The organism is Ewingella sp. AOP9-I1-14 (assembly GCF_052375995.1).
GTDB classification, from domain to species: domain Bacteria; phylum Pseudomonadota; class Gammaproteobacteria; order Enterobacterales; family Enterobacteriaceae; genus Ewingella; species Ewingella allii.
The window spans coordinates 308,106-325,375 of record NZ_JBQSVA010000004.1 but is presented as its reverse complement, the minus strand read 5'-3'; the positions used below and the strand labels follow the sequence as shown (position 1 = coordinate 325,375).

The 17,270-nt window shown below is 54.0% G+C and carries 21 protein-coding genes; 7 read left to right on the top strand and 14 right to left on the bottom strand.

The genetic code is table 11. The features are described 5' to 3' along the window. Positions 1–35 precede the first annotated feature (35 nt). Together ACT3RT_RS14120 and xthA are read right to left on the bottom strand one after the other, a co-directional pair. The gene (locus ACT3RT_RS14120) at positions 36–425 is read right to left on the bottom strand and encodes a pyrimidine (deoxy)nucleoside triphosphate diphosphatase (protein WP_485900968.1); all 390 of its coding nucleotides are present in this window, start codon (positions 423–425) and stop codon (positions 36–38) included. 14 nt (positions 426–439) lie between these two features. Then, on the bottom strand, positions 440–1,249 hold the full coding sequence (xthA, locus tag ACT3RT_RS14115) for an exodeoxyribonuclease III (RefSeq protein WP_496203198.1): 810 nt from the start codon (positions 1,247–1,249) through the stop codon (positions 440–442). A gap of 256 nt (positions 1,250–1,505) precedes the next feature. On the opposite strand from xthA, the gene tyrR reads away from it, so the two are divergent. After that, positions 1,506–3,074 carry a transcriptional regulator TyrR gene (gene tyrR / locus ACT3RT_RS14110; protein ID WP_353502122.1) on the top strand — a complete coding sequence of 523 codons (1,569 nt, stop codon included), beginning with the start codon at positions 1,506–1,508 and terminating at the stop codon, positions 3,072–3,074. An 82-nt stretch (positions 3,075–3,156) separates the two neighbouring features. On the opposite strand, the gene tpx is transcribed toward tyrR, so the two are convergent. Beyond that, positions 3,157–3,660: a thiol peroxidase gene (gene tpx, locus ACT3RT_RS14105; protein ID WP_396130642.1), complete on the bottom strand. Its 504-nt coding sequence runs from the start codon at positions 3,658–3,660 to the stop codon at positions 3,157–3,159. 277 nt (positions 3,661–3,937) lie between these two features. Here tpx and ycjG point away from each other — a divergent pair, with 277 nt between their 5' ends. After that, positions 3,938–4,918: an L-Ala-D/L-Glu epimerase gene (ycjG, locus tag ACT3RT_RS14100; protein WP_485900688.1), complete on the top strand. Its 981-nt coding sequence runs from the start codon at positions 3,938–3,940 to the stop codon at positions 4,916–4,918. Positions 4,919–4,923: 5 nt separating this feature from the next. Here the strand turns inward: ycjG and mpaA are convergent, their stop codons facing one another. Further along, positions 4,924–5,640 (bottom strand): murein tripeptide amidase MpaA, encoded by a 717-nt coding sequence (gene mpaA, locus ACT3RT_RS14095; RefSeq protein ID WP_496203197.1) that lies wholly within the window; start codon positions 5,638–5,640, stop codon positions 4,924–4,926. Positions 5,641–5,871: 231 nt separating this feature from the next. On the opposite strand from mpaA, the gene ACT3RT_RS14090 reads away from it, so the two are divergent. Further along, positions 5,872–7,506 carry a peptide ABC transporter substrate-binding protein gene (locus ACT3RT_RS14090; RefSeq protein ID WP_496203196.1) on the top strand — a complete coding sequence of 545 codons (1,635 nt, stop codon included), beginning with the start codon at positions 5,872–5,874 and terminating at the stop codon, positions 7,504–7,506. 222 nt (positions 7,507–7,728) lie between these two features. Continuing rightward, positions 7,729–8,931 carry a tyrosine-type recombinase/integrase gene (locus tag ACT3RT_RS14085; protein WP_496203195.1) on the top strand — a complete coding sequence of 401 codons (1,203 nt, stop codon included), beginning with the start codon at positions 7,729–7,731 and terminating at the stop codon, positions 8,929–8,931. A gap of 369 nt (positions 8,932–9,300) precedes the next feature. On the opposite strand, the gene ACT3RT_RS14080 is transcribed toward ACT3RT_RS14085, so the two are convergent. The 10 genes from ACT3RT_RS14080 to ACT3RT_RS14035 form a co-directional block, all read right to left on the bottom strand. Further along, positions 9,301–9,984 carry an MT-A70 family methyltransferase gene (locus ACT3RT_RS14080; RefSeq protein ID WP_496203194.1) on the bottom strand — a complete coding sequence of 228 codons (684 nt, stop codon included), beginning with the start codon at positions 9,982–9,984 and terminating at the stop codon, positions 9,301–9,303. 178 nt (positions 9,985–10,162) lie between these two features. Further along, positions 10,163–10,426, bottom strand: coding sequence for a hypothetical protein (locus ACT3RT_RS14075; protein WP_496203193.1), 264 nt, complete (start codon positions 10,424–10,426; stop codon positions 10,163–10,165). Beyond that, positions 10,426–10,560 (bottom strand): hypothetical protein, encoded by a 135-nt coding sequence (locus tag ACT3RT_RS14070; protein WP_496203192.1) that lies wholly within the window; start codon positions 10,558–10,560, stop codon positions 10,426–10,428. The genes ACT3RT_RS14075 and ACT3RT_RS14070 overlap by 1 nt, the downstream gene beginning before the upstream one ends. Then, complete coding sequence (locus ACT3RT_RS14065) at positions 10,544–10,759, bottom strand: ANR family transcriptional regulator (protein ID WP_496203191.1); 216 nt, start codon at positions 10,757–10,759, stop codon at positions 10,544–10,546. The genes ACT3RT_RS14070 and ACT3RT_RS14065 overlap by 17 nt, the downstream gene beginning before the upstream one ends. Continuing rightward, positions 10,756–11,430, bottom strand: coding sequence for a hypothetical protein (locus ACT3RT_RS14060; RefSeq protein ID WP_496203190.1), 675 nt, complete (start codon positions 11,428–11,430; stop codon positions 10,756–10,758). Before ACT3RT_RS14060 ends, ACT3RT_RS14065 begins: the two co-directional genes overlap by 4 nt. A gap of 2 nt (positions 11,431–11,432) precedes the next feature. Next, a complete protein-coding gene (locus tag ACT3RT_RS14055) occupies positions 11,433–11,708 on the bottom strand; it encodes a helix-turn-helix transcriptional regulator (RefSeq protein ID WP_485900671.1) in 276 nt (91 codons plus the stop codon). Between the two features lie 45 nt (positions 11,709–11,753). Further along, a complete protein-coding gene (locus ACT3RT_RS14050) occupies positions 11,754–12,809 on the bottom strand; it encodes a RecT family recombinase (RefSeq protein ID WP_496203189.1) in 1,056 nt (351 codons plus the stop codon). 13 nt (positions 12,810–12,822) lie between these two features. Further along, entirely contained in the window at positions 12,823–14,517 is a 1,695-nt protein-coding gene (locus ACT3RT_RS14045; protein ID WP_496203188.1) for a PD-(D/E)XK nuclease-like domain-containing protein, read from the bottom strand. Between the two features lie 10 nt (positions 14,518–14,527). Beyond that, complete coding sequence (locus tag ACT3RT_RS14040) at positions 14,528–14,662, bottom strand: hypothetical protein (RefSeq protein ID WP_485900667.1); 135 nt, start codon at positions 14,660–14,662, stop codon at positions 14,528–14,530. Positions 14,663–15,005: 343 nt separating this feature from the next. Continuing rightward, entirely contained in the window at positions 15,006–15,605 is a 600-nt protein-coding gene (locus ACT3RT_RS14035; protein WP_496203187.1) for a helix-turn-helix domain-containing protein, read from the bottom strand. A gap of 147 nt (positions 15,606–15,752) precedes the next feature. Here ACT3RT_RS14035 and ACT3RT_RS14030 point away from each other — a divergent pair, with 147 nt between their 5' ends. From ACT3RT_RS14030 to ACT3RT_RS14020, 3 genes are all read left to right on the top strand, one after another. Continuing rightward, on the top strand, positions 15,753–15,974 hold the full coding sequence (locus ACT3RT_RS14030) for a hypothetical protein (RefSeq protein ID WP_496203186.1): 222 nt from the start codon (positions 15,753–15,755) through the stop codon (positions 15,972–15,974). A 166-nt stretch (positions 15,975–16,140) separates the two neighbouring features. Next, complete coding sequence (locus ACT3RT_RS14025; RefSeq protein ID WP_496203185.1) at positions 16,141–16,365, top strand: hypothetical protein; 225 nt, start codon at positions 16,141–16,143, stop codon at positions 16,363–16,365. After that, complete coding sequence (locus tag ACT3RT_RS14020; protein ID WP_496203184.1) at positions 16,365–17,258, top strand: DNA replication domain protein; 894 nt, start codon at positions 16,365–16,367, stop codon at positions 17,256–17,258. Before ACT3RT_RS14025 ends, ACT3RT_RS14020 begins: the two co-directional genes overlap by 1 nt. Positions 17,259–17,270 lie beyond the last annotated feature (12 nt).

The following is a 17,270-nucleotide window of genomic DNA, read 5'->3' as shown; positions in this document are numbered from 1 at the left end:
GCCGAGAGGGCGCCCTTAGTTTTATTCATCTAGCCTTACAGCCTAGCGCAGTAGGCTTCCAGCAAGGGGACATCGGCCGGGGCCAGCGCGTAGCTAAACGCCTGTTGCGGCGTCACCCAAACATATTCCGAGTGACAACGTAACGTAATGTCACCTTGGAAAGCCGAAACGCGCCAGGCGTGCAGGCGTATGATCTGCGCCGTCTGCGGAGTGTCGTGGCTGGCAACCCAAGCTTCCACCTGTACATCGATGGCCATCTCTTCCTGCAACTCACGAATCAACGCCTGTGGCTGAGTTTCCCCGGCTTCAACTTTGCCACCGGGGAACTCCCACAGGCCTGCCTGATCGCTGGAGGCGTCGCGGCGAGCCAGCAGAATGTTGCCATCCCGCTCAATGATCGCCGCCACCACATCCACTATCGGCAAAGCCGCCTGGTCGGTCATTTCAGGTCGAATTCGGCCCACACCGGCGCGTGGTCGGAAGGCTTCTCCATCCCACGAATGTCGTAATCGATGCCTGTGGCGATGCAGCGCGCCGCCAGCGGGGTGCTGGCTAACAGCAGGTCGATTCGCAGGCCGCGATTTTCGTCAAAGCCTTTTGAGCGATAGTCGAACCACGAGAACCGATCGTTCACCTCTGGGTTGGCGAAGCGGAAAGTATCCACCAAGCCCCAGCCTTTCAGGCGATCCATCCACTTGCGCTCTTCTGGCAAGAAGGAGCACTTGCCGGTGCGCAGCCAGCGTTTGCGGCTGTCTTCGCCAATGCCGATATCCAAATCGGTCGGGCTGATGTTCACATCGCCCATCACCAGCACCGGATTTTGCACCGACAGGTGATTTGTCAGGTAGTCCTGCAAATCCTGATAGAAACGCGCTTTGGCGGGGAATTTGGTCGGGTGGTCACGACTTTCGCCCTGTGGGAAGTAGCCGTTAATCACGGTCAGCAGGCCCTGCGGGGTTTCGATATCCGCCATGATGATGCGGCGCTGGGCGTCTTCTTCGTCGCCCGGGAAGCCGCGGCGCACGGCAACCGGCTCCTGCTTGGTGAGCATCGCCACGCCGTAATGACCTTTCTGGCCATGATAGAAAACGTGATAGCCATGCTGGCTAACCTCTTCCAGCGGGAACATATCGTCATGCACTTTGGTTTCTTGCAGGCCGATAACGTCTGGCTGATGTTGCTCGATAAGGGCGGCGAGCTGGTGCGGACGCGCGCGCAATCCGTTGATATTAAAGGAGACGAACTTCATAGTCGGGAACCATTTTAGACGGTGAAATCAGCAGCCGATGTTAGCAGATAATTTTTGCCAATGGTACGAGGGCGGCACTGCTCAGCTTTTGAACATTTTTTCAAAAATTGAAGATAATTGAGTCTTGTCCTAAGATTTTTCTGCTAATTATTACAATTTTCTGTCAACATTTTGTGACAGTCTCTTCTTCCGCTGTACTTGAGAGAGTATTATTCTCACCAGCGATTTCCGCACCGGCAGAAAAAGGTCAACACTGATGCGTCTGGAAGTTTTTTGCGAAGACCGCTTGGGTCTTGCCCGAGAGTTACTCGATTTATTGGTTCTGCGTAGCATTGATCTGCGCGGCATTGAGATTGCGGCCAGTGGTCGTATTTACCTTAATTTCTCCCAACTGGATTTTGACACTTTCCGTGCGCTGATGGCCGAAATTCGGCGCATCGACGGCGTGACGGATGTCCGCACCGTGGCGTTTATGCCCTCCGAGCGCGAGCACCGTGCGCTGCGCGCCTTGCTGGTTTCCATGCCAGAACCTGTGTTCTCCATCGATATGAAAGGCAAGGTTGATCTTGCCAACCCGGCCGCGCTGGCGCTGTTTGAAATGGACGAAGACAAAATTCGCCAACAGCCCGCCGCCAGCCTGATCACCGGCTATAACATTACCCGCTGGCTGGAGAGTGAATCCAGCCGCCCGCACTCCGAGCGAGTGGTGATCCGCAGTCAGGATTTCCTGATGGACCTGACGCCGATTGAGCTGAACGACGAGCAGCAGGCCAGCGAAATGGTCGGCGCGGTGGTGATGCTCAAATCCACGGCGCGCATGGGCCGCCAGCTGCAAGACTTAACCGTCAACGATGACAGCGAGTTTGACCACATTGTGGCGGTGAGCAGCAAAATGCGTCAGGTGTTGGAGCAGGCGCGCAAGCTGGCGATGCTCGATGCGCCGCTGCTGATTGTCGGCGATACCGGCACCGGCAAAGATTTACTGGCCCACGCCTGCCATCTGCGCAGCGCGCGCGGCAAGAAGCCGTTCCTCGGCTTGAACTGCGCCTCGCTGCCGGACGAAGTGGTGGAGAGTGAGCTATTTGGCTACGCCGCCGGGGCTTACCCAAACGCGGTAGAAGGCAAAAAAGGCTTCTTCGAGCAGGCTAACGGCGGCTCGGTGTTGCTGGATGAAATCGGCGAAATGTCGCCAAGAATGCAGATCAAGCTGCTGCGCTTCCTGAATGACGGCACTTTCCGTCGCGTGGGTGAAGAGCATGAGGTGAAAGTGGATGTGCGCGTGATGTGCGCCACCCAGAAGAATCTGGTGGAGCTGGTACAGCGCGGCGAATTCCGCGAGGATCTCTATTATCGCCTCAACGTGCTCACCGTGACGCTGCCGCCGCTGCGCGAACGTCAGGCCGACGTGATGCCGCTCACCGAGCTGTTCGTGGCGCGTTTCTCCGACGAGCAGGGGATGCCGCGTCCGAAGCTCTCTTCCCAACTGGCCAATTACCTCACGCACTACGGCTGGCCGGGTAACGTTCGCCAACTGAAAAACGCCATTTACCGGGCGTTAACTCAGTTAGAAGGCGGCGAGCTGCGCCCGCAGGACGTGGTTCTGCCTGACTTTGATGCCGAAGTGGCGCTGGGGGAAGAGGCGCTGAACGGCTCGCTGGACGACATCAGCAAGCGTTTCGAGCGTTCGGTGTTAACCCGGCTTTATCGCACTTATCCAAGTACACGTAAGCTGGCGAAACGCCTTGGCGTCTCCCACACCGCGATTGCCAACAAGCTGCGCGAGTACGGCCTGAGCAGCCGCAAGCCCGACGGCAGCGACGAATAATCGCCGTATTCAGCTTTAACAAAACCATAAAAAAGCCCTGCAAACGCAGGGCTTTGTCTTGTAAGCCTTAGGCCAGGGCAGACTATTTCAGTACGGCCAGGGCAGCTTCGTAATTAGGTTCAGTGGTGATTTCGTTAACCAGCTCACTGTGCAGCACGTTGTCCTGACCATCCAGAACGATAACGGCACGGGCAGTCAGACCCGCCAATGGGCCATCGGTGATCGCCACGCCGTAGTCATTCTTGAACTCGCCGCCACGCAGGGTGGAGAGGGTAACTACGTTTGACAGGCCTTCCGCGCCGCAGAAGCGTGACTGCGCGAACGGCAGGTCAGAAGAAATACACAGCACCACGGTGTTGTCTACTTCGCCCGCCAACTGGTTGAATTTACGCACGGAAGCCGCACAAACGCCGGTATCAATGCTTGGGAAGATGTTCAGCACCTTGCGTTTACCTACAAAACTGCTCAGGCTGACATCAGAGAGATCTTTTGCGACTAAAGTAAAAGGCTTAACGTTATCGCCGACCTGTGGGATTTGGCCAGCAACGCTAACCGGGTTGCTCTGAAAATGTACTGTCTGGGTCATAATATTTTCCTTTGTACAGATGAGACAAACGGCCCTCAGTTTAGGATAACAATTGTGAATTGGATATATAAAGTTTGCTAAATAATTGTTTTCCCGTCGAAGTTTTGGGCGAAGCCGCGCGGGCTGTGCGCGATATCCCAAGTTACTGATCCAAATTAACTTCAGGTCATTTTGTGACTTGCTGAAAAGCGCCAATTTCAACTACTTTGGAAAAAGAGACGCGGTGTTAAACCTTTGAGCATGGGCCGAAGGTGGCAGAGGAAAATTGGGAGCCGTTATGAGAAGTGTGCGCTTTTATCCAGAAGCCTGGCCGTTACACACGGCCTTTGTCATTTCACGCGGGAGTCGAACCGAGGCGAGGGTGGTCACGGTAGAAATTGAACACAATGGCGTGCGCGGCGTCGGCGAATGCACCCCTTATCCGCGCTATGGCGAAAGCGAAACCAGCGTCATGGAGCAGATAGCCAGCGTGCTGCCCGCTATCGAGCAGGGCGCCAGCCGCGACGAGCTACAGCGCCTGCTGCCCGCCGGAGCGGCGCGCAACGCCCTCGACTGCGCGCTGTGGAATTTGGAGAGTCAGCAGAGCGGGCGCAGCCTTTGGGATCTCACCGGCATTGAGCCGCTTTCCTCCATCAGCATGGCCCAGACCCTGAGTGTGGATACCCCCGAGGCGATGGCCGCCGCCGCCTTAACGCACCAGAAAAACGGCGCAACCCTGCTGAAAGTGAAACTCGACGATCGCATGATTGCCGAGCGCATGGTGGCGATCCGCAGCGCCGTGCCGCACGCGACGTTAATCGTTGATGCCAATGAGTCGTGGCAGAGCGAAGGGCTGGCGTCGCGTTGCCAGCTGCTGGCGGATTTAGGCGTCATGATGCTTGAGCAGCCACTTCCCGCCGGGCAGGACTCCGCGCTGGAGAACTTCATCCATCCACTGCCAATTTGTGCCGATGAAAGCTGTCACACGCTGGAAGGGCTAGAGGCGCTGCAAGGTCGCTATGAAATGGTCAACATCAAGCTGGATAAAACCGGCGGGTTGACCGAGGCGCTAAGGCTGGCGTCAGGGGCCCATGCGCTAGGTTTTGACATCATGCTGGGCTGCATGTTGTGTACGTCACGGGCGGTGCGCGCCGCGCTGCCGCTGGCCGCCGGGGCGAAGTTTGTTGACCTCGACGGCCCAACCTGGCTCGCGCAGGACGTCGATCCGCCGCTGGCTTTCCACTGCGGAGTGATTGACCTCGCAGGCTCCGCCCAGTAAAAAAGTTAAGGCTCGTCCGCCGCGCCGGTGAGCAGGTCGATCAGCGCCTGTAGGTAGACTTCACTGGCGTGGTCCGCCGACACCGGCGGGTATTCCGCCGTAATACAGTGCAACCCCAGGTCCTCGCACCAGCTGCCGAAAGAGCCGGGCGTGGCGTAACCCACGCTGGTCACCAGCGGCAGGCTGAAGGCGTTAGCCAGCCAAGCCCCCAGCGGCGAAGTGTGCGGGTCTTCAATGCAGGCCAGCGGCTCGTGAAACGTCACTACCCACTTCGGAGCAAGCTGGTGGATCAAATGGCACAGCGCCTGCGTTTCCAGCTCTGAGCCAGCCTTTTCTCCAGTCGACAACACCACGTCACGCTCCTGCGCCGCGCTGTTCCAGCGATAAACCGTGTCACCGCTTTTCCAGTTAGCACTGGGGAAGTTGCGATTGAGATCTACCCCGTTGGCATTGGCGCGCAGCCCCAGCTGGCAGCCGTCAGGGTTCACCGCCAACACCACGTGATGGCGCAGCTGCTCGGGTTTAATCGAGCGCAGCGCGCAGGAGAGCGAGACCACGGCGGCGGTTTCATCGCCGTGAGTCCCCGCCAGAATCAGCCCGGTACTGGCATCGGGCTGGGCCGCTGGAAAATAGATCAGCGGCGCGCCAAGCAGCGACTTGCCGTAGGGCAATCCAAGATTACTGAGTTTTCCGCGCAGGGGACGGGGAATTAAGGCGCTCATAACAGTTCCGTTATTAGAGGTTTGAATAACTTTTTTTACCGCAGTTTGCCCGTTGAATGTAGTTTTATTGTCGACAGCAGGGCGCGAATCACCTTTTTTCTGCAAACTGCGCCGGCTTGCCGAAGTTTTGTGCGCCAAGACAAATCTGTAACGAATTTTTATAGGGTATGAATTCAATGAATGGTACAACTCAGTAACATCATTAAATCAATTGCTTGTCGGGAGTCGACCATGCCTCAGGGAAAACAGTCTCATCTCTTCGCTTATTCGCTTTGCGCCGGTTTAGTGGCGCTGTCACTAGGAACCGCAAGCGCCGCGCAGGTTCCGGCCGGGACCCAGTTGGCCGATAAGCAAGAAATTGTCCGCCATATCAAAGATGAACCCGCCTCGCTCGACCCGACCAAGGTCATTGGCCTGCCTGAAGCTCAGGTGGTGCGCGACCTGTTCGAAGGGTTAGTCAATCAGGATGCCAATGGCAAAAGCGTGCCGGGCGTCGCCGAAAGCTGGCACACGCAGGACAACCAAACCTTCGTCTTCAATCTGCGCAAAGACGCGCGCTGGTCAAACGGTGACCCTGTCACTGCGAAAGATTTCGTTTATAGCTGGCGTCGACTGGTGGACCCGAAAGGGCTGTCCACCGGCGCATGGTTTGCTGGCCTGGCCGGGATTCAAAACGCTGACGCCATTATTGCGGGCAAAATGCCGGTGGATAAGCTCGGCGTGACCGCTGTCAGCGACACCCAGCTGAAAGTGCAGCTTGACCGCCCGGTGCCTTACTTCGTCAGCCTGCTGGCGAATTTCAGCCTGTTCCCGGTACATCAGGCCACAGTTGAGAAATATGGTGAAGACTGGACCAAGCCCGGCAATATGGTGGGTAACGGCGCTTTCGTGCTGAAAGACCGCGTGGTGAATGAAAAGCTGGTGCTCGAGCCGAATCCGCACTACTGGGATCACGCCCATACGGTGCTGACCAAAGTGACCTTTGTGCCGATTAACAAAGAGTCCAATGCCACTAAACGCTATCTGGCCGATGACATCGACATCACCGAATCTTTCCCGAAAGACCAGTATCAGAAGCTGCTGAAGGACATTCCGGGGCAGGTTTACACGCCATTCCAGCTGGGGACTTACTACTACGCGTTTAACACCAAGCGTGCGCCGACCGATGACCCGCGCGTGCGTCAGGCTCTGTCCTACAGCATCGACCGTAAAATTATTGCTGAGAAAGTCTTGGGCACCGGCGAGATACCGGCTTATCACTTCACGCCGAACGTCACTAACGGCTTCAAGCCGAGCAAAAGTATTCTCCAGCAATACTCGCAGGCAGAGCTGGACTCGCAGGCTAAAGGGCTGCTGGCGGCGGCGGGCTATGGCCCTAACAAGCCGCTAAAGCTTACCCTGCTGTACAACACCTCTGAGAGCCACCAGAAGATTGCTATCGCCGTGGCCTCAATGTGGAAGAAAACCCTGGGGGCCGACGTCAAGCTGGTCAATCAGGAGTGGAAAACCTACATCGACAGCCGCAATACCGGCAACTTCGACGTGATCCGCGCCTCTTGGGTCGGCGACTACAATGAAGCCTCCACATTCCTGTCGCTGCTGACCTCTACCCACAACAGTAACATCAGTAAATTCAGTAACGCCGATTACGACAAAGCCGTGAGTGACGCCAGCCGTGAAACCAACGACGCGCGCCGCAACGACGACTACAACCGGGCCGAGCAGATCATCGCCGAGCAGGCTCCGATCGCGCCGATCTACCAGTACACCAACGGCCGCCTGATCAAACCTTGGGTGAAAGGCTATCCGATCACCAACCCGGAAGACGTGGCTTACAGTCAAGAGATGTACATTATTAAGCACTAATTATATACCAGAGCTTTTTAACGATTGACCACGATTTGAAAAAACACAGAGCGCCCAGCAATGACGGCGCTCTTTTTCTTTTTAACGATTGACCACGATTTCAGAGAGCATCATTTTACCGTCGGTTTTTTTGACGGTATTTATTTTTCAGAGTAAGTTTATCGCTCTTATACCGGCACCTTTTAGGTAACCACCGACGGTATTGAACTTTGGAAAATCCCCATGCTCACTGACACAAAATTAAAGAGCCTCAAGCCACAGGCCAGGCTGTACAAGGTTTCAGACAGAGACGGCCTATATGTTGCCGTGTCAACTGGCGGTACCGTCAGCTTTCGATATGACTACCGCATTAACGGTCGCCGTGAAACGCTGACGATCGGAAGGTACGGACCTGATGGGATAACTTTGGCAGAGGCCAGAGAGAAACTTAACGAAGCCAAAAAGATGGTTGATGCTGGTGAGTCTCCGTCCGTTAAAAAAAGACAGAGTAAATCCAGCGTAAAGAATGCCACCAGGTTCTCGGATTATGCTGATGCTTGGTTCAAGCAGTGGGATATTGCACCTTCAACAATGGCGTTGCGCACAGCAACCCTGAATAAGCACATCACACCGGTATACGGGAAGATGATGTTGAAAGAGATCACGCCATCATTATTGAGAGAGCACTGCGAGAAAATCCGTGACGGTGGCGCACCATCCACAGCTCTATTGATCAGGGATATCGTTGGGAAGGTTTTCAGGTTTGCACAGGACAGGGGATACGAGGGTGATAATCCGGCTGATAGAATCCGCGCAGGTAGCATCGCTAAATTCAAGCCAAGAGACAGGACCCTGACGGAGAGGGAGATAGGCCAGTTCTTCAACGGTCTCAACTGTACAGGTCACGCACCATCAATGCGTATGCTGTTGAAGCTTCTCCTGCTGACAATGCTCAGAAAAAGTGAACTCGTTCTTGCTACATGGGACATGGTGGACTTCGAGAAAAGAACCCTGACCATTCCAGCATCACTGATGAAAATGTCACGGGTACACGTCGTTTATCTTTCTGATCAGGCGTACGACATACTGGTCGGATTGAATGTTATATACGGCAATGCAGCTTACATTCACCCTGGTAGGTTCAGTGACGACTCTCCGCTGTCAGATTCAGCACTAAATGCTTTGATCCGTAATGCTATCAAAATGATGAGTGTTAAACAGGGAATAGAACTAGAGCATTTCACCGTGCATGACCTGCGGCGGACGGCATCAACGCTACTGCATGAGGCGGGATTTAATACTGACTGGATTGAGAAGTGTCTGGCGCATGAGCAGCGCGGCGTCCGCGCAGTCTACAACAAAGCAGAATACGCGGAGCAGCGCCGGGACATGTTGCAGCAGTGGGCGGATATGGTGGATGGGTGGATCGAGAAGGAGAAGGGTTAATCTGTTTTCAGTTCGATGGAACAGTCCATTACTAACGCTAAAAAAACCAACCACCCCCAGCCATCCTTTCCCTGTGATGCCAGATATATTGCCCCGAGAACTGCCGCTAGTTGCGGCAGCCTTGCCATCAATGTGATTGCGGATATCATTTTTCTTTTACCTCTACACATGAAACCGTATCACCAGAAAGCTTGCCAATCGATGACCGGCAAACAGTAACTGTTCTGGTTTTATAATTAATAATAGTCACGTATCCACCAGTACACTGAGTTACCTTGTAACTGTCACCACTGTCAGTAGAGCAGACCTGCTCATTTGCCATTGCCGTCTGGATGAATATGAAAATTGAAGCCAGGAAGATGAATATTTTCACGCTGCGTTCTCCTGTGGAATAGTTTCCGGAATATTTTGCGGTTGATTTTGTTGCTGGAACTGCGCGCCTGCCAACTCGATATCACTGCGCGGGCACTCGTTCCCCCAGTGGTTCCAGCCCTCGGCGTCGCCGCGGCTGAACAACTCGATGCGTGACACGTCACCATAAAGCAGCTCGAGCCGGTGCCGTGCTTCCCAAGGCTTGGCACTGTGCTCGCCCAACGGCGAGTAGATAACCTGTTTCACGCTGGCGCTGGCGCGTTCCAGCCCGGTACCGCGCACGGCGATCAGCAGATCCTCGCTATTGGCGCGGGTGTAATTCCCGCCGTTCATGCGCGTCTGGCCGTTCAGCAAATCGAGGAAGTCGTAAAAATCCTCAACCTCTCCGGCGGCCAGCGCCTTGTTAATGTGCTGCTCGGCCAACTGGTTCAGCTTCACCCACGTGAAGCCCTTCATGGTTTTGACTTTGAACCCCCACGCCTCGGCCAGCTTCACGGCTTCGGCGTTGTGGGTGCCGGTGTACCACATCGCCAGCACGGCGTTCTCAGCGGCAATAGACCAGACCGGCAGCCGAATCAGGTCAGTGAGCGACATGGTGCCGTAGTGATTACCGGCTGCACCGTTGCTGATCACGTTGTCGTAGCGCCAAGGCGGGTCGCAGTAAATCAGTTGGTAGGTCATTGTCGAATAACCTCTGGCAGGTAAATTTTTGCTACCCGATAGCGTAAGTAAAAACTATCGGCCCGGCACATCACCGCCCATGCTTTACGGCGGCGCTTATGGAGAAATGTCATTACGGGGAAGTAAACCAAGAGCATGACAGCCCAACCGATGAGAGGAATTAGCCAGTAGTGCATGGTCATTCCTCCCTTACTCTAATTCCGACATATTTTATGGCTACAGATGCGTGCTCTAAACCAAGGTTGTAGGAGAGGTTGGTAAGTTCCTCTTCTGGTAATTTGGTTGGCAACTCAACCTCAATCGCCTGTCGGGATGCCTGCCACACCTTGAAGGCCAGCGTTGTGCGAATGCTGCGATAGCTGCCGGTTCGGTCTTTCTTGGATGTGTCGTAGTTGCACTGATTCATGCACCACGCTTCAAACGCTTCTCGGTTTTTGTCCATTATTCTGACTTCCCCTTAATCCCATGCTTAGCTTTCAGCTCGGCCAACTTAGACTGGTTTCGGCTTTTACCGGCCGCTCGGTTGAAGTCCAGCAGAGGCGGCTCAGGCTTCTGTTTTTCAGTTGGTTCGTTCATGTGGGAATGCCTCCCCGGCCAATATCTTGGTTCGCTTTTCTGATTTGCGGCAGAAATCTGCGCGTTCATCAGACCAGTAGACGTTTTTGCCATGGGCCACGCGATTGGCGTCTTCCCACAGCTTCGCAGCCTCGGCAAAGTCGCCGCGCTTCTCTGCGGCCACTGCCTGTTTTGATAGGTTGATGTATCCCAGTGTCATAGGTCACCGCCTACTCGTTTGAATTCGATGACCCATACCCAAGGGTTAACCTTGAAAGTGTTATCCGGGTAGATGCCGTCCCAGAGGTCACGGAACCAGAGCCAAGCGTCAGTTGAGCCTCCGTAAATTTCCCGTTCCGCCGGGTATCCTTCTGCTTTGGCATCGGCGTTCGTGATGCTGTTCAGCCGTTCTACCCGCACGCCGGTGATCCGCAGGTCGATGCGAGACGCCCAGCGCGGCATGTGCAGAGAGGGGCGGAGCTTTCCCGGCTCTGTTACTGCTGGTGGAGTATCAAACCCAGTCCACTTGCCAGTACGCGCGCCATCGGCTTCTAATTGAATTGGTGCCCATGGGGTTTTGTAACCGGCATTAAGGGACAACTCCGCAACAACATTCGGAGAATGGCGATCAAGGCTTTTTGCCATCCTGAAGGCCTCGCGCACCCAGAGCTGATCCCCTCGCATCCCAAGCGGACATGAAATTTTCATCATGTCGTTACGAACCATCATTTTTGCGGCGTGGCATGGAATCCAGTAGCCGGGCACTCCACATTCATCTTCTGGCGGAATAACCTCGGGTTGGTCTCGCATGATCCTCCGTGTCTGCGTCTTGCGACCGCTGAGAATGGCCTTAACCATTTCAGCGTTGAATAAAATAGGGCGTTCTTTCATGGTCACATCCCCGCGTGGGCTTCGGCGCGGCGCTGCGCCTTCATGTGGTTAGGGTTGCGCGCATTCTTCGCTGACAGGGAAGGATCACGAACAGCGGTGGCGGCGTTAGCCTGGCGCTTATCGAGCCAATCCTCTACCTCGTCAAGATTCCACGCCACGGCGCGGCTGGTGAGCGGGAAGCGCTTCGGGAAGTCGCCGGACTTCTCCAACTGGTCAATGGCGTACTCGGATAACGGAACCATCTTCAAGAGTTCCGGCTTTCTAATTGCTGCTTTCATTGGGGGATCCTCAAGAGTGGCGGGGCGACTGCCCCGCGCTGGTGGTTATTGGAATTCTGGTCGCAGGTCGTTCAGGGTGATGGTGAAGGCGTCGAACAGGTCCGCCCCGAGCTTCTGCTTACGGCTGTTGAGCAACTGCTCTACCTTGCCGAATTGCTCTTTTGCCTCAGGGTCTGAAATGTCCAAGCTGTTGATGGCTGCCTCAACCGCGTGACGCGAATCAAGCTGATGGTATTTGGCGACCGCTTTACCTTTCAGGGCAGTAAACAGCGCGTTGCCCAAGGCCGCTTTCTGGTCGTCCAAATCGGCGCGGATGGCCTTAGCTTTATCGCAGGTGTCCGCCGCTTCGATCTGAGCGAGATACTCAGATTCAAGTCTTGAGGTGTCCGCCGTTGGCGCAGACCCCTGTTCAGGTTCAGCAACCACTGTTTGTCCGACTTCTTTCTCCGACATCTGGCGAATGCTGGCGCGCTCTGTGGGTGGGTTGATTTCCTTCTCGCTGCGCTGATCAATCTCATCAGGGGTATAAACGCCAAGCAACACTTCAGGGCAGTAGAGGCGCGCCCAGTACTTGATGCCCAAATAAGCAATCTGCTGCTTTGGTTGAGTCTTCCAGAGAGGTGAGTTGCGCGTTTTAACATCTGCCAGATATACCGGCTCACCCCATGTGATTTCAGATTCACCCCGCAGGATTGCGCCAACTTTGATAAACAGCCCTGATTCATCGCGTTTGTCTGGCGCTACTCCGCCGATGCGGTCCCATTCACCGCCATATTCGAAGTGGAATCGGCCCTGTACTGCCGTTGAGCTGGTTACCACTGCATTGACCAGCTGCGCTTCGTATCCCAGCGTCCCGTTGATGACGTGCGTTTTTTGCGCCACAACAAACGGGTCCATACCCCAGCGCATCGACTGCATCACGATTGCCATGCAGTCAGCTGGTTTGTTCTGGAAGTGAGTCGGCACCGATACCTTGCCCGCCGACATCAATTCTGAAAACTTGATGATGCGGTCCATGCCGTCCGCGCTGAGCATCATGGAAACGCCATTCATAGTTGAAGGCTGCGCGTTCATTTCAGCCACGGTTAATTGTTGGTTCATGTTTTATCTCCAGTTAAGCGAGGCGCAGCGATTCGAGGCGGCGCAGGTCAAAGTCGTTTAGTTCATCCACCAGCTCACTGGTGATTGGGGCAGGCCAGATGCCTGTGTCTTGAGCGTTCTGGATGTCGCGCAGCGCCTTTTTGTATTCGAGGCGGCCCAACTCCAGTTCGTCTTCTGAGGCTTCCACGATGGCGATCCAGTGATAGCCATCGTCTTTGTTGACGAATATCCAGAAGAACTGGGACATGTCGGCAACATCGCAATACATCGCGGCGCTAACGTGGTAGTCCATATCGATGATGGTGCGGTGAAGTTTGGCGCGTAGAGCTTCCTGCTTGATACGGCCAAGACTGACCGTTTTGAGGTCGAAGCAAACACGGATGCCGTTGAAGTCAATTTCCATATCCGGGCGCACTCGAACATCAAGGCCGGTGTCTTCGTCCATTCCGAAATAACTGACCTCGACCGCGCGGTTAGGGTTGTTGACTAATCCGCCGGCTGACGGGTGGTTAAACACGGCCTGCTGGATGCTGGTGGCCAGCTCGAGCTGCTGGCGCGTAACCTGAATTTTCGAGGTGTCAGCGTTCCATATTGCAAAGATTTCATCAGCGAACTGAGCATCGGGTTTAAGCGTTTTAATGCGTTCACTGATTTCATCTTTTGTGCCGCTGGTATTGAGTGGCACAGGCTTGGCGCGGTCTTCTTCAACCAGTTCAGGATTGATGATTGCCAACTGCTCAAGCAGGGTTTCGCGGCTACCGGATGTCTTCAGAGGTTGTGGCAGAGTCGCGTTGTACTCCTTAATGCAAGCCTTCATCGCTGTCGCCGTGAACTTTCCATCTTTTGGGATGGTTTGAAACTGTTCAGGCAAGGAGGTATAGACGTTGCCCACATCGTCAGAGCTGCCACCCAAAGACAGTGGCGGCGTTAATGTCACGTTATGAGCTTCTAACAAAGCCTTAATCTCATCGCTGGACAGAAGAGGTGGCAGGCTAGCGTTATATTCCTTGAGCCACTTCGTCATTGACTCTGTGCCAGTAAAAGCGCCTTCAGGAATTACAGGCTGAACACTGAACTCCTCTGCCAGTTTTTCAGGCTCCAGCACCATCGCATGCACCAGTGACCCGAATGTCAGCGCCTCGGTGCTTTCTTTCTTGATGGTTCTGGCCACGTGTCGGCCGTGGTAGTACATCAGGCTGATCCGCGCATCTTTAACCTGCGTGCTGCTCACACCGTTTGCGGAGTGATAGGCATCGTTTGAAATTCCTTCATACCGACCAGGCTCGAAATAAGCCGGAGTGGTTACCGGTGGTTCATCTTCCAGCTCGCCAGCGGCGAGTGTTCGAACGGGCTGCTGCTGCGGTGTTTGCTCTGGCACTTCTTCCGCTGCTTCAACCTCAAGCCAGCGCTTCATGTAATCGCGGCGTGCGCCGGAGCTGCGGTCAACCTCTGCATAACTGGTGTAGAGGCTGTTCACCATGCCCAAAAACGTGTCGTCATCCAGTTGGTCAGCGGAAGGAACGCCGTGTACCGCCATTACTAAGCCGTCGAAGTCTTTACCCAACTGCTTGAACTCTTCGTCTGCCAGCGCCGGTGTATTGCTGGCGCCGATAATGAGAAGAGATTTGTTTGTTACTTCGGCAGTAATCTCAGCTGTGGTTGATACCAACATGCCGATGGCCACCTTTTTATCGATGCTTAATTTCATTGCTGTGTCCTTAAAGTTCATTGGCGATTTTCATCGCTGTCTTTGTGGTGTAAGCCCATTCCACGCCGCTGCGGAACACAGCAAATTCGCGGGTTAGGCCGTTGATGGTGAAAACGTGTTTACCGTTGCGGATCGTGAAGCGCATAAAAACTCCTTTTAATTACCTGTGAGGTAATTATTTGTGGCGAGACAAATCACTTCACTGCTGCGCCCGGATAGCTGGTGGGCGCAGGATGAAGTTACTCGTTGCGTTTACATACAATATTCCTTCGATAAGCCGCGGCTGCGGGGGTGTATGTCATTCAGATTTTTAAAGAGCGGTGAGAATTTCTGTTACCCGTTAGGTAACTGATGGGGGTAATTTAAATTCATAAATGGTGGCTGTCAATCGTTAACAAGAAATAAAGTTACCTGATGGGTAATTATTTGTGACGCGGGATATTGAGAGGTGTCAGGCGCTATGATGCTGCACAGCGCTGATAGGGGGATTACTTGGCGTGGTTCTGGCTCATGATGAAATCGATGAAAGAGGTGATTTTTGCTTTCTCTTCTGCCGGGAGCGCGGCAAAGCGAGAATGGTCATACTGGATTATCGAATCGTCATGCGGTGGGATCAGCAGCTCGTAAGCACGGCGGCCAAACACACCAGCGATTGATGCCAGGTTGTTGATGGAGATGCTCGCCTCACACTTCAACAGTCGGTTAATCGTTGACTGCCCAACCTGCGCCTTTTCGGCGACGGCGGCCTGCGTCTTCAGCTCTCTGTTTGCCTGCATCCAGTCAGCAAGATTCTTTGCTGCTATCTGCCCGATCTCGGTATTCACATCTACAGGCTCAACACCTGCGGCCATTGCCATAGCGTGATCGGAGTCCAGCCAGAACGCTGGGCGGCGCGCTGCCGTTTCAATCTTGCGGGCCGACACATCGCCGATGATTTTGAAGTTTTTATTGTTTGGTGAAGCCATCCAGCGAGAGATCAGGTTTGCCTGTATTCCCATGGCTGAGGCCAAGCCGACCTGACGGCCGCCAAAGTCTCGGTGAATGATTTCAATCAGGTTTTCCCGACGCGTCTCACTAATGCTTTTCATTTGCTTCTGTTCTATCCGGTAATGAAGATGACTACATTTAAAACAAAGTTACCGGAAAGGTAAATGCACCTGTTGGGTAATACGCCTTGCGATTTGGCACCAATTGGGTAATTATTTGCCCGATGAAGCGCAATTAACGAGGACTACATGAGCGATTTTGACTTCAAACTTTTCTGGCGGAGCCTCAGTGATGCAAATCGTCTGCAAGTTGCAACAGAAGCTGGCACCACGCCGGGATACATAAAATCCCATCTCATTCATAAGAGAAAGGTGCCGAAGCGCGAATTGATGGACAGCCTGCATGCCGCTTGCGTTGCGCATGGCGCCGTAGTTTCAAAGGAAAAATTCGTAGGTCTTTTTTACGAATGATTCACATCTAGCCTTCACCAGGTTAACCAAACCTCCTTCGGGAGGTTTTTTTATGCGCGCAAATCAAGGGCGTCTCGCAGGTCGGTAACAAAAATCCAAATTCGGTTGATCGTTCGCAAAATAAGATGCATTCTTATATCTCAGAACACAGTTAAAGGACTGCATCATGAAGGTTATGACCAGAGTAGAGGCCATCGAAGCAGGCAATCTACGTTTTTACACCGGAAAAAAATGCCGTCATGGGCACGATTCCGAGCGATTTACCAGTAACGGCGTATGCATTGAGTGCAGCGCACGGCATTCATCCGAATACCAGAACAAGCTCAGGAAACTAATCCACACCAAACGCGCCGAGATTAATGCTCAGGGGAATGTTCGGGAGGTGCGCTGATGGCCGGTGACTGGATCAAGATGCGTGCTGACCTGCACACCCATCCGAAAATTGTCCGCATGGCGTCCGCATTGAAAGCGGACAGACTTCGGATTGTTGGCGGACTACATTCCGCATGGTGTCTTTTCGATGTCCATTCTGTTGATGGATTCCTTGACGGTTACACACCCGAAACGCTCGATGACATGATCGGATTCCCCGGATTTTCCCGCGCAATGATGGCTGTTGGCTGGCTTGAGATGGACGGTGAAAACCTCGTAATGCCCCGATTTGACGAGCATAACGGGCAATCTGCCAAGCGTCGCGCACAGGATGCAGCACGGAAAAAAAGCGTCCGCAAAATGTCCGCTTCCGATGCGGACAAAATGAAGACCAGAGAAGAGAAGAGAAGAGAAGATATAAAAGACTTAGATCCCCCTATATCCCCCGTTAAACCAAAAAAGGTTTTTGACTACCCGCCACAGCTCAATGCTCAGGCATGGGAAGAGTGGAAGCTTTACCGGCGGGACATGAAAATCAAAGCTTATGCGCCGACCTCTCGAAGTGAGGGATCTGCGATAACCAAACTGCTCGAGCTGTCAGGCGGTAACCAGCAGAAGCAGATGGCAATAGTCCAGCAAAGCATGGCGAACGGCTGGGCAGGTTTATTTGAACTCAAAGGTGGGCAGCATGAAACGAGCAGAGGAAATGGTTCAGGAGATACTTACAAGGGCCGCGCAGTCGAAGCCGTCCTTGCAGCCACAGCAAGACTCAAGCAGCAAGAAGGCATCTACGACGAAAGCGATCCTGTTCTGGGAGAAAATGGTAGTTCTGTATACGGACAAATGGACGGGCCGGAACGGTGCGGCCCCGTCATCACTCTGGATTCAAGCGATTGGCAAACTCAGCAATGACCAAATCAAGGC

What these genes read in the sequence shown, in the direction of transcription:
- xthA (WP_496203198.1), bottom strand. Translation starts at nt 1,249, where the DNA reads ATGAAGTTCGTCTCCTTTAATATCAACGGATTGCGCGCGCGTCCGCAC.
- tyrR (WP_353502122.1), top strand. Translation starts at nt 1,506, where the DNA reads ATGCGTCTGGAAGTTTTTTGCGAAGACCGCTTGGGTCTTGCCCGAGAG.
- tpx (WP_396130642.1), bottom strand. Translation starts at nt 3,660, where the DNA reads ATGACCCAGACAGTACATTTTCAGAGCAACCCGGTTAGCGTTGCTGGC.
- ycjG (WP_485900688.1), top strand. Translation starts at nt 3,938, where the DNA reads ATGAGAAGTGTGCGCTTTTATCCAGAAGCCTGGCCGTTACACACGGCC.
- mpaA (WP_496203197.1), bottom strand. Translation starts at nt 5,640, where the DNA reads ATGAGCGCCTTAATTCCCCGTCCCCTGCGCGGAAAACTCAGTAATCTT.
- ACT3RT_RS14090 (WP_496203196.1), top strand. Translation starts at nt 5,872, where the DNA reads ATGCCTCAGGGAAAACAGTCTCATCTCTTCGCTTATTCGCTTTGCGCC.
- ACT3RT_RS14085 (WP_496203195.1), top strand. Translation starts at nt 7,729, where the DNA reads ATGCTCACTGACACAAAATTAAAGAGCCTCAAGCCACAGGCCAGGCTG.
- ACT3RT_RS14080 (WP_496203194.1), bottom strand. Translation starts at nt 9,984, where the DNA reads ATGACCTACCAACTGATTTACTGCGACCCGCCTTGGCGCTACGACAAC.
- ACT3RT_RS14075 (WP_496203193.1), bottom strand. Translation starts at nt 10,426, where the DNA reads ATGGACAAAAACCGAGAAGCGTTTGAAGCGTGGTGCATGAATCAGTGC.
- ACT3RT_RS14070 (WP_496203192.1), bottom strand. Translation starts at nt 10,560, where the DNA reads ATGAACGAACCAACTGAAAAACAGAAGCCTGAGCCGCCTCTGCTGGAC.
- ACT3RT_RS14065 (WP_496203191.1), bottom strand. Translation starts at nt 10,759, where the DNA reads ATGACACTGGGATACATCAACCTATCAAAACAGGCAGTGGCCGCAGAG.
- ACT3RT_RS14060 (WP_496203190.1), bottom strand. Translation starts at nt 11,430, where the DNA reads ATGAAAGAACGCCCTATTTTATTCAACGCTGAAATGGTTAAGGCCATT.
- ACT3RT_RS14055 (WP_485900671.1), bottom strand. Translation starts at nt 11,708, where the DNA reads ATGAAAGCAGCAATTAGAAAGCCGGAACTCTTGAAGATGGTTCCGTTA.
- ACT3RT_RS14050 (WP_496203189.1), bottom strand. Translation starts at nt 12,809, where the DNA reads ATGAACCAACAATTAACCGTGGCTGAAATGAACGCGCAGCCTTCAACT.
- ACT3RT_RS14045 (WP_496203188.1), bottom strand. Translation starts at nt 14,517, where the DNA reads ATGAAATTAAGCATCGATAAAAAGGTGGCCATCGGCATGTTGGTATCA.
- ACT3RT_RS14040 (WP_485900667.1), bottom strand. Translation starts at nt 14,662, where the DNA reads ATGCGCTTCACGATCCGCAACGGTAAACACGTTTTCACCATCAACGGC.
- ACT3RT_RS14035 (WP_496203187.1), bottom strand. Translation starts at nt 15,605, where the DNA reads ATGAAAAGCATTAGTGAGACGCGTCGGGAAAACCTGATTGAAATCATT.
- ACT3RT_RS14030 (WP_496203186.1), top strand. Translation starts at nt 15,753, where the DNA reads ATGAGCGATTTTGACTTCAAACTTTTCTGGCGGAGCCTCAGTGATGCA.
- ACT3RT_RS14025 (WP_496203185.1), top strand. Translation starts at nt 16,141, where the DNA reads ATGAAGGTTATGACCAGAGTAGAGGCCATCGAAGCAGGCAATCTACGT.
- ACT3RT_RS14020 (WP_496203184.1), top strand. Translation starts at nt 16,365, where the DNA reads ATGGCCGGTGACTGGATCAAGATGCGTGCTGACCTGCACACCCATCCG.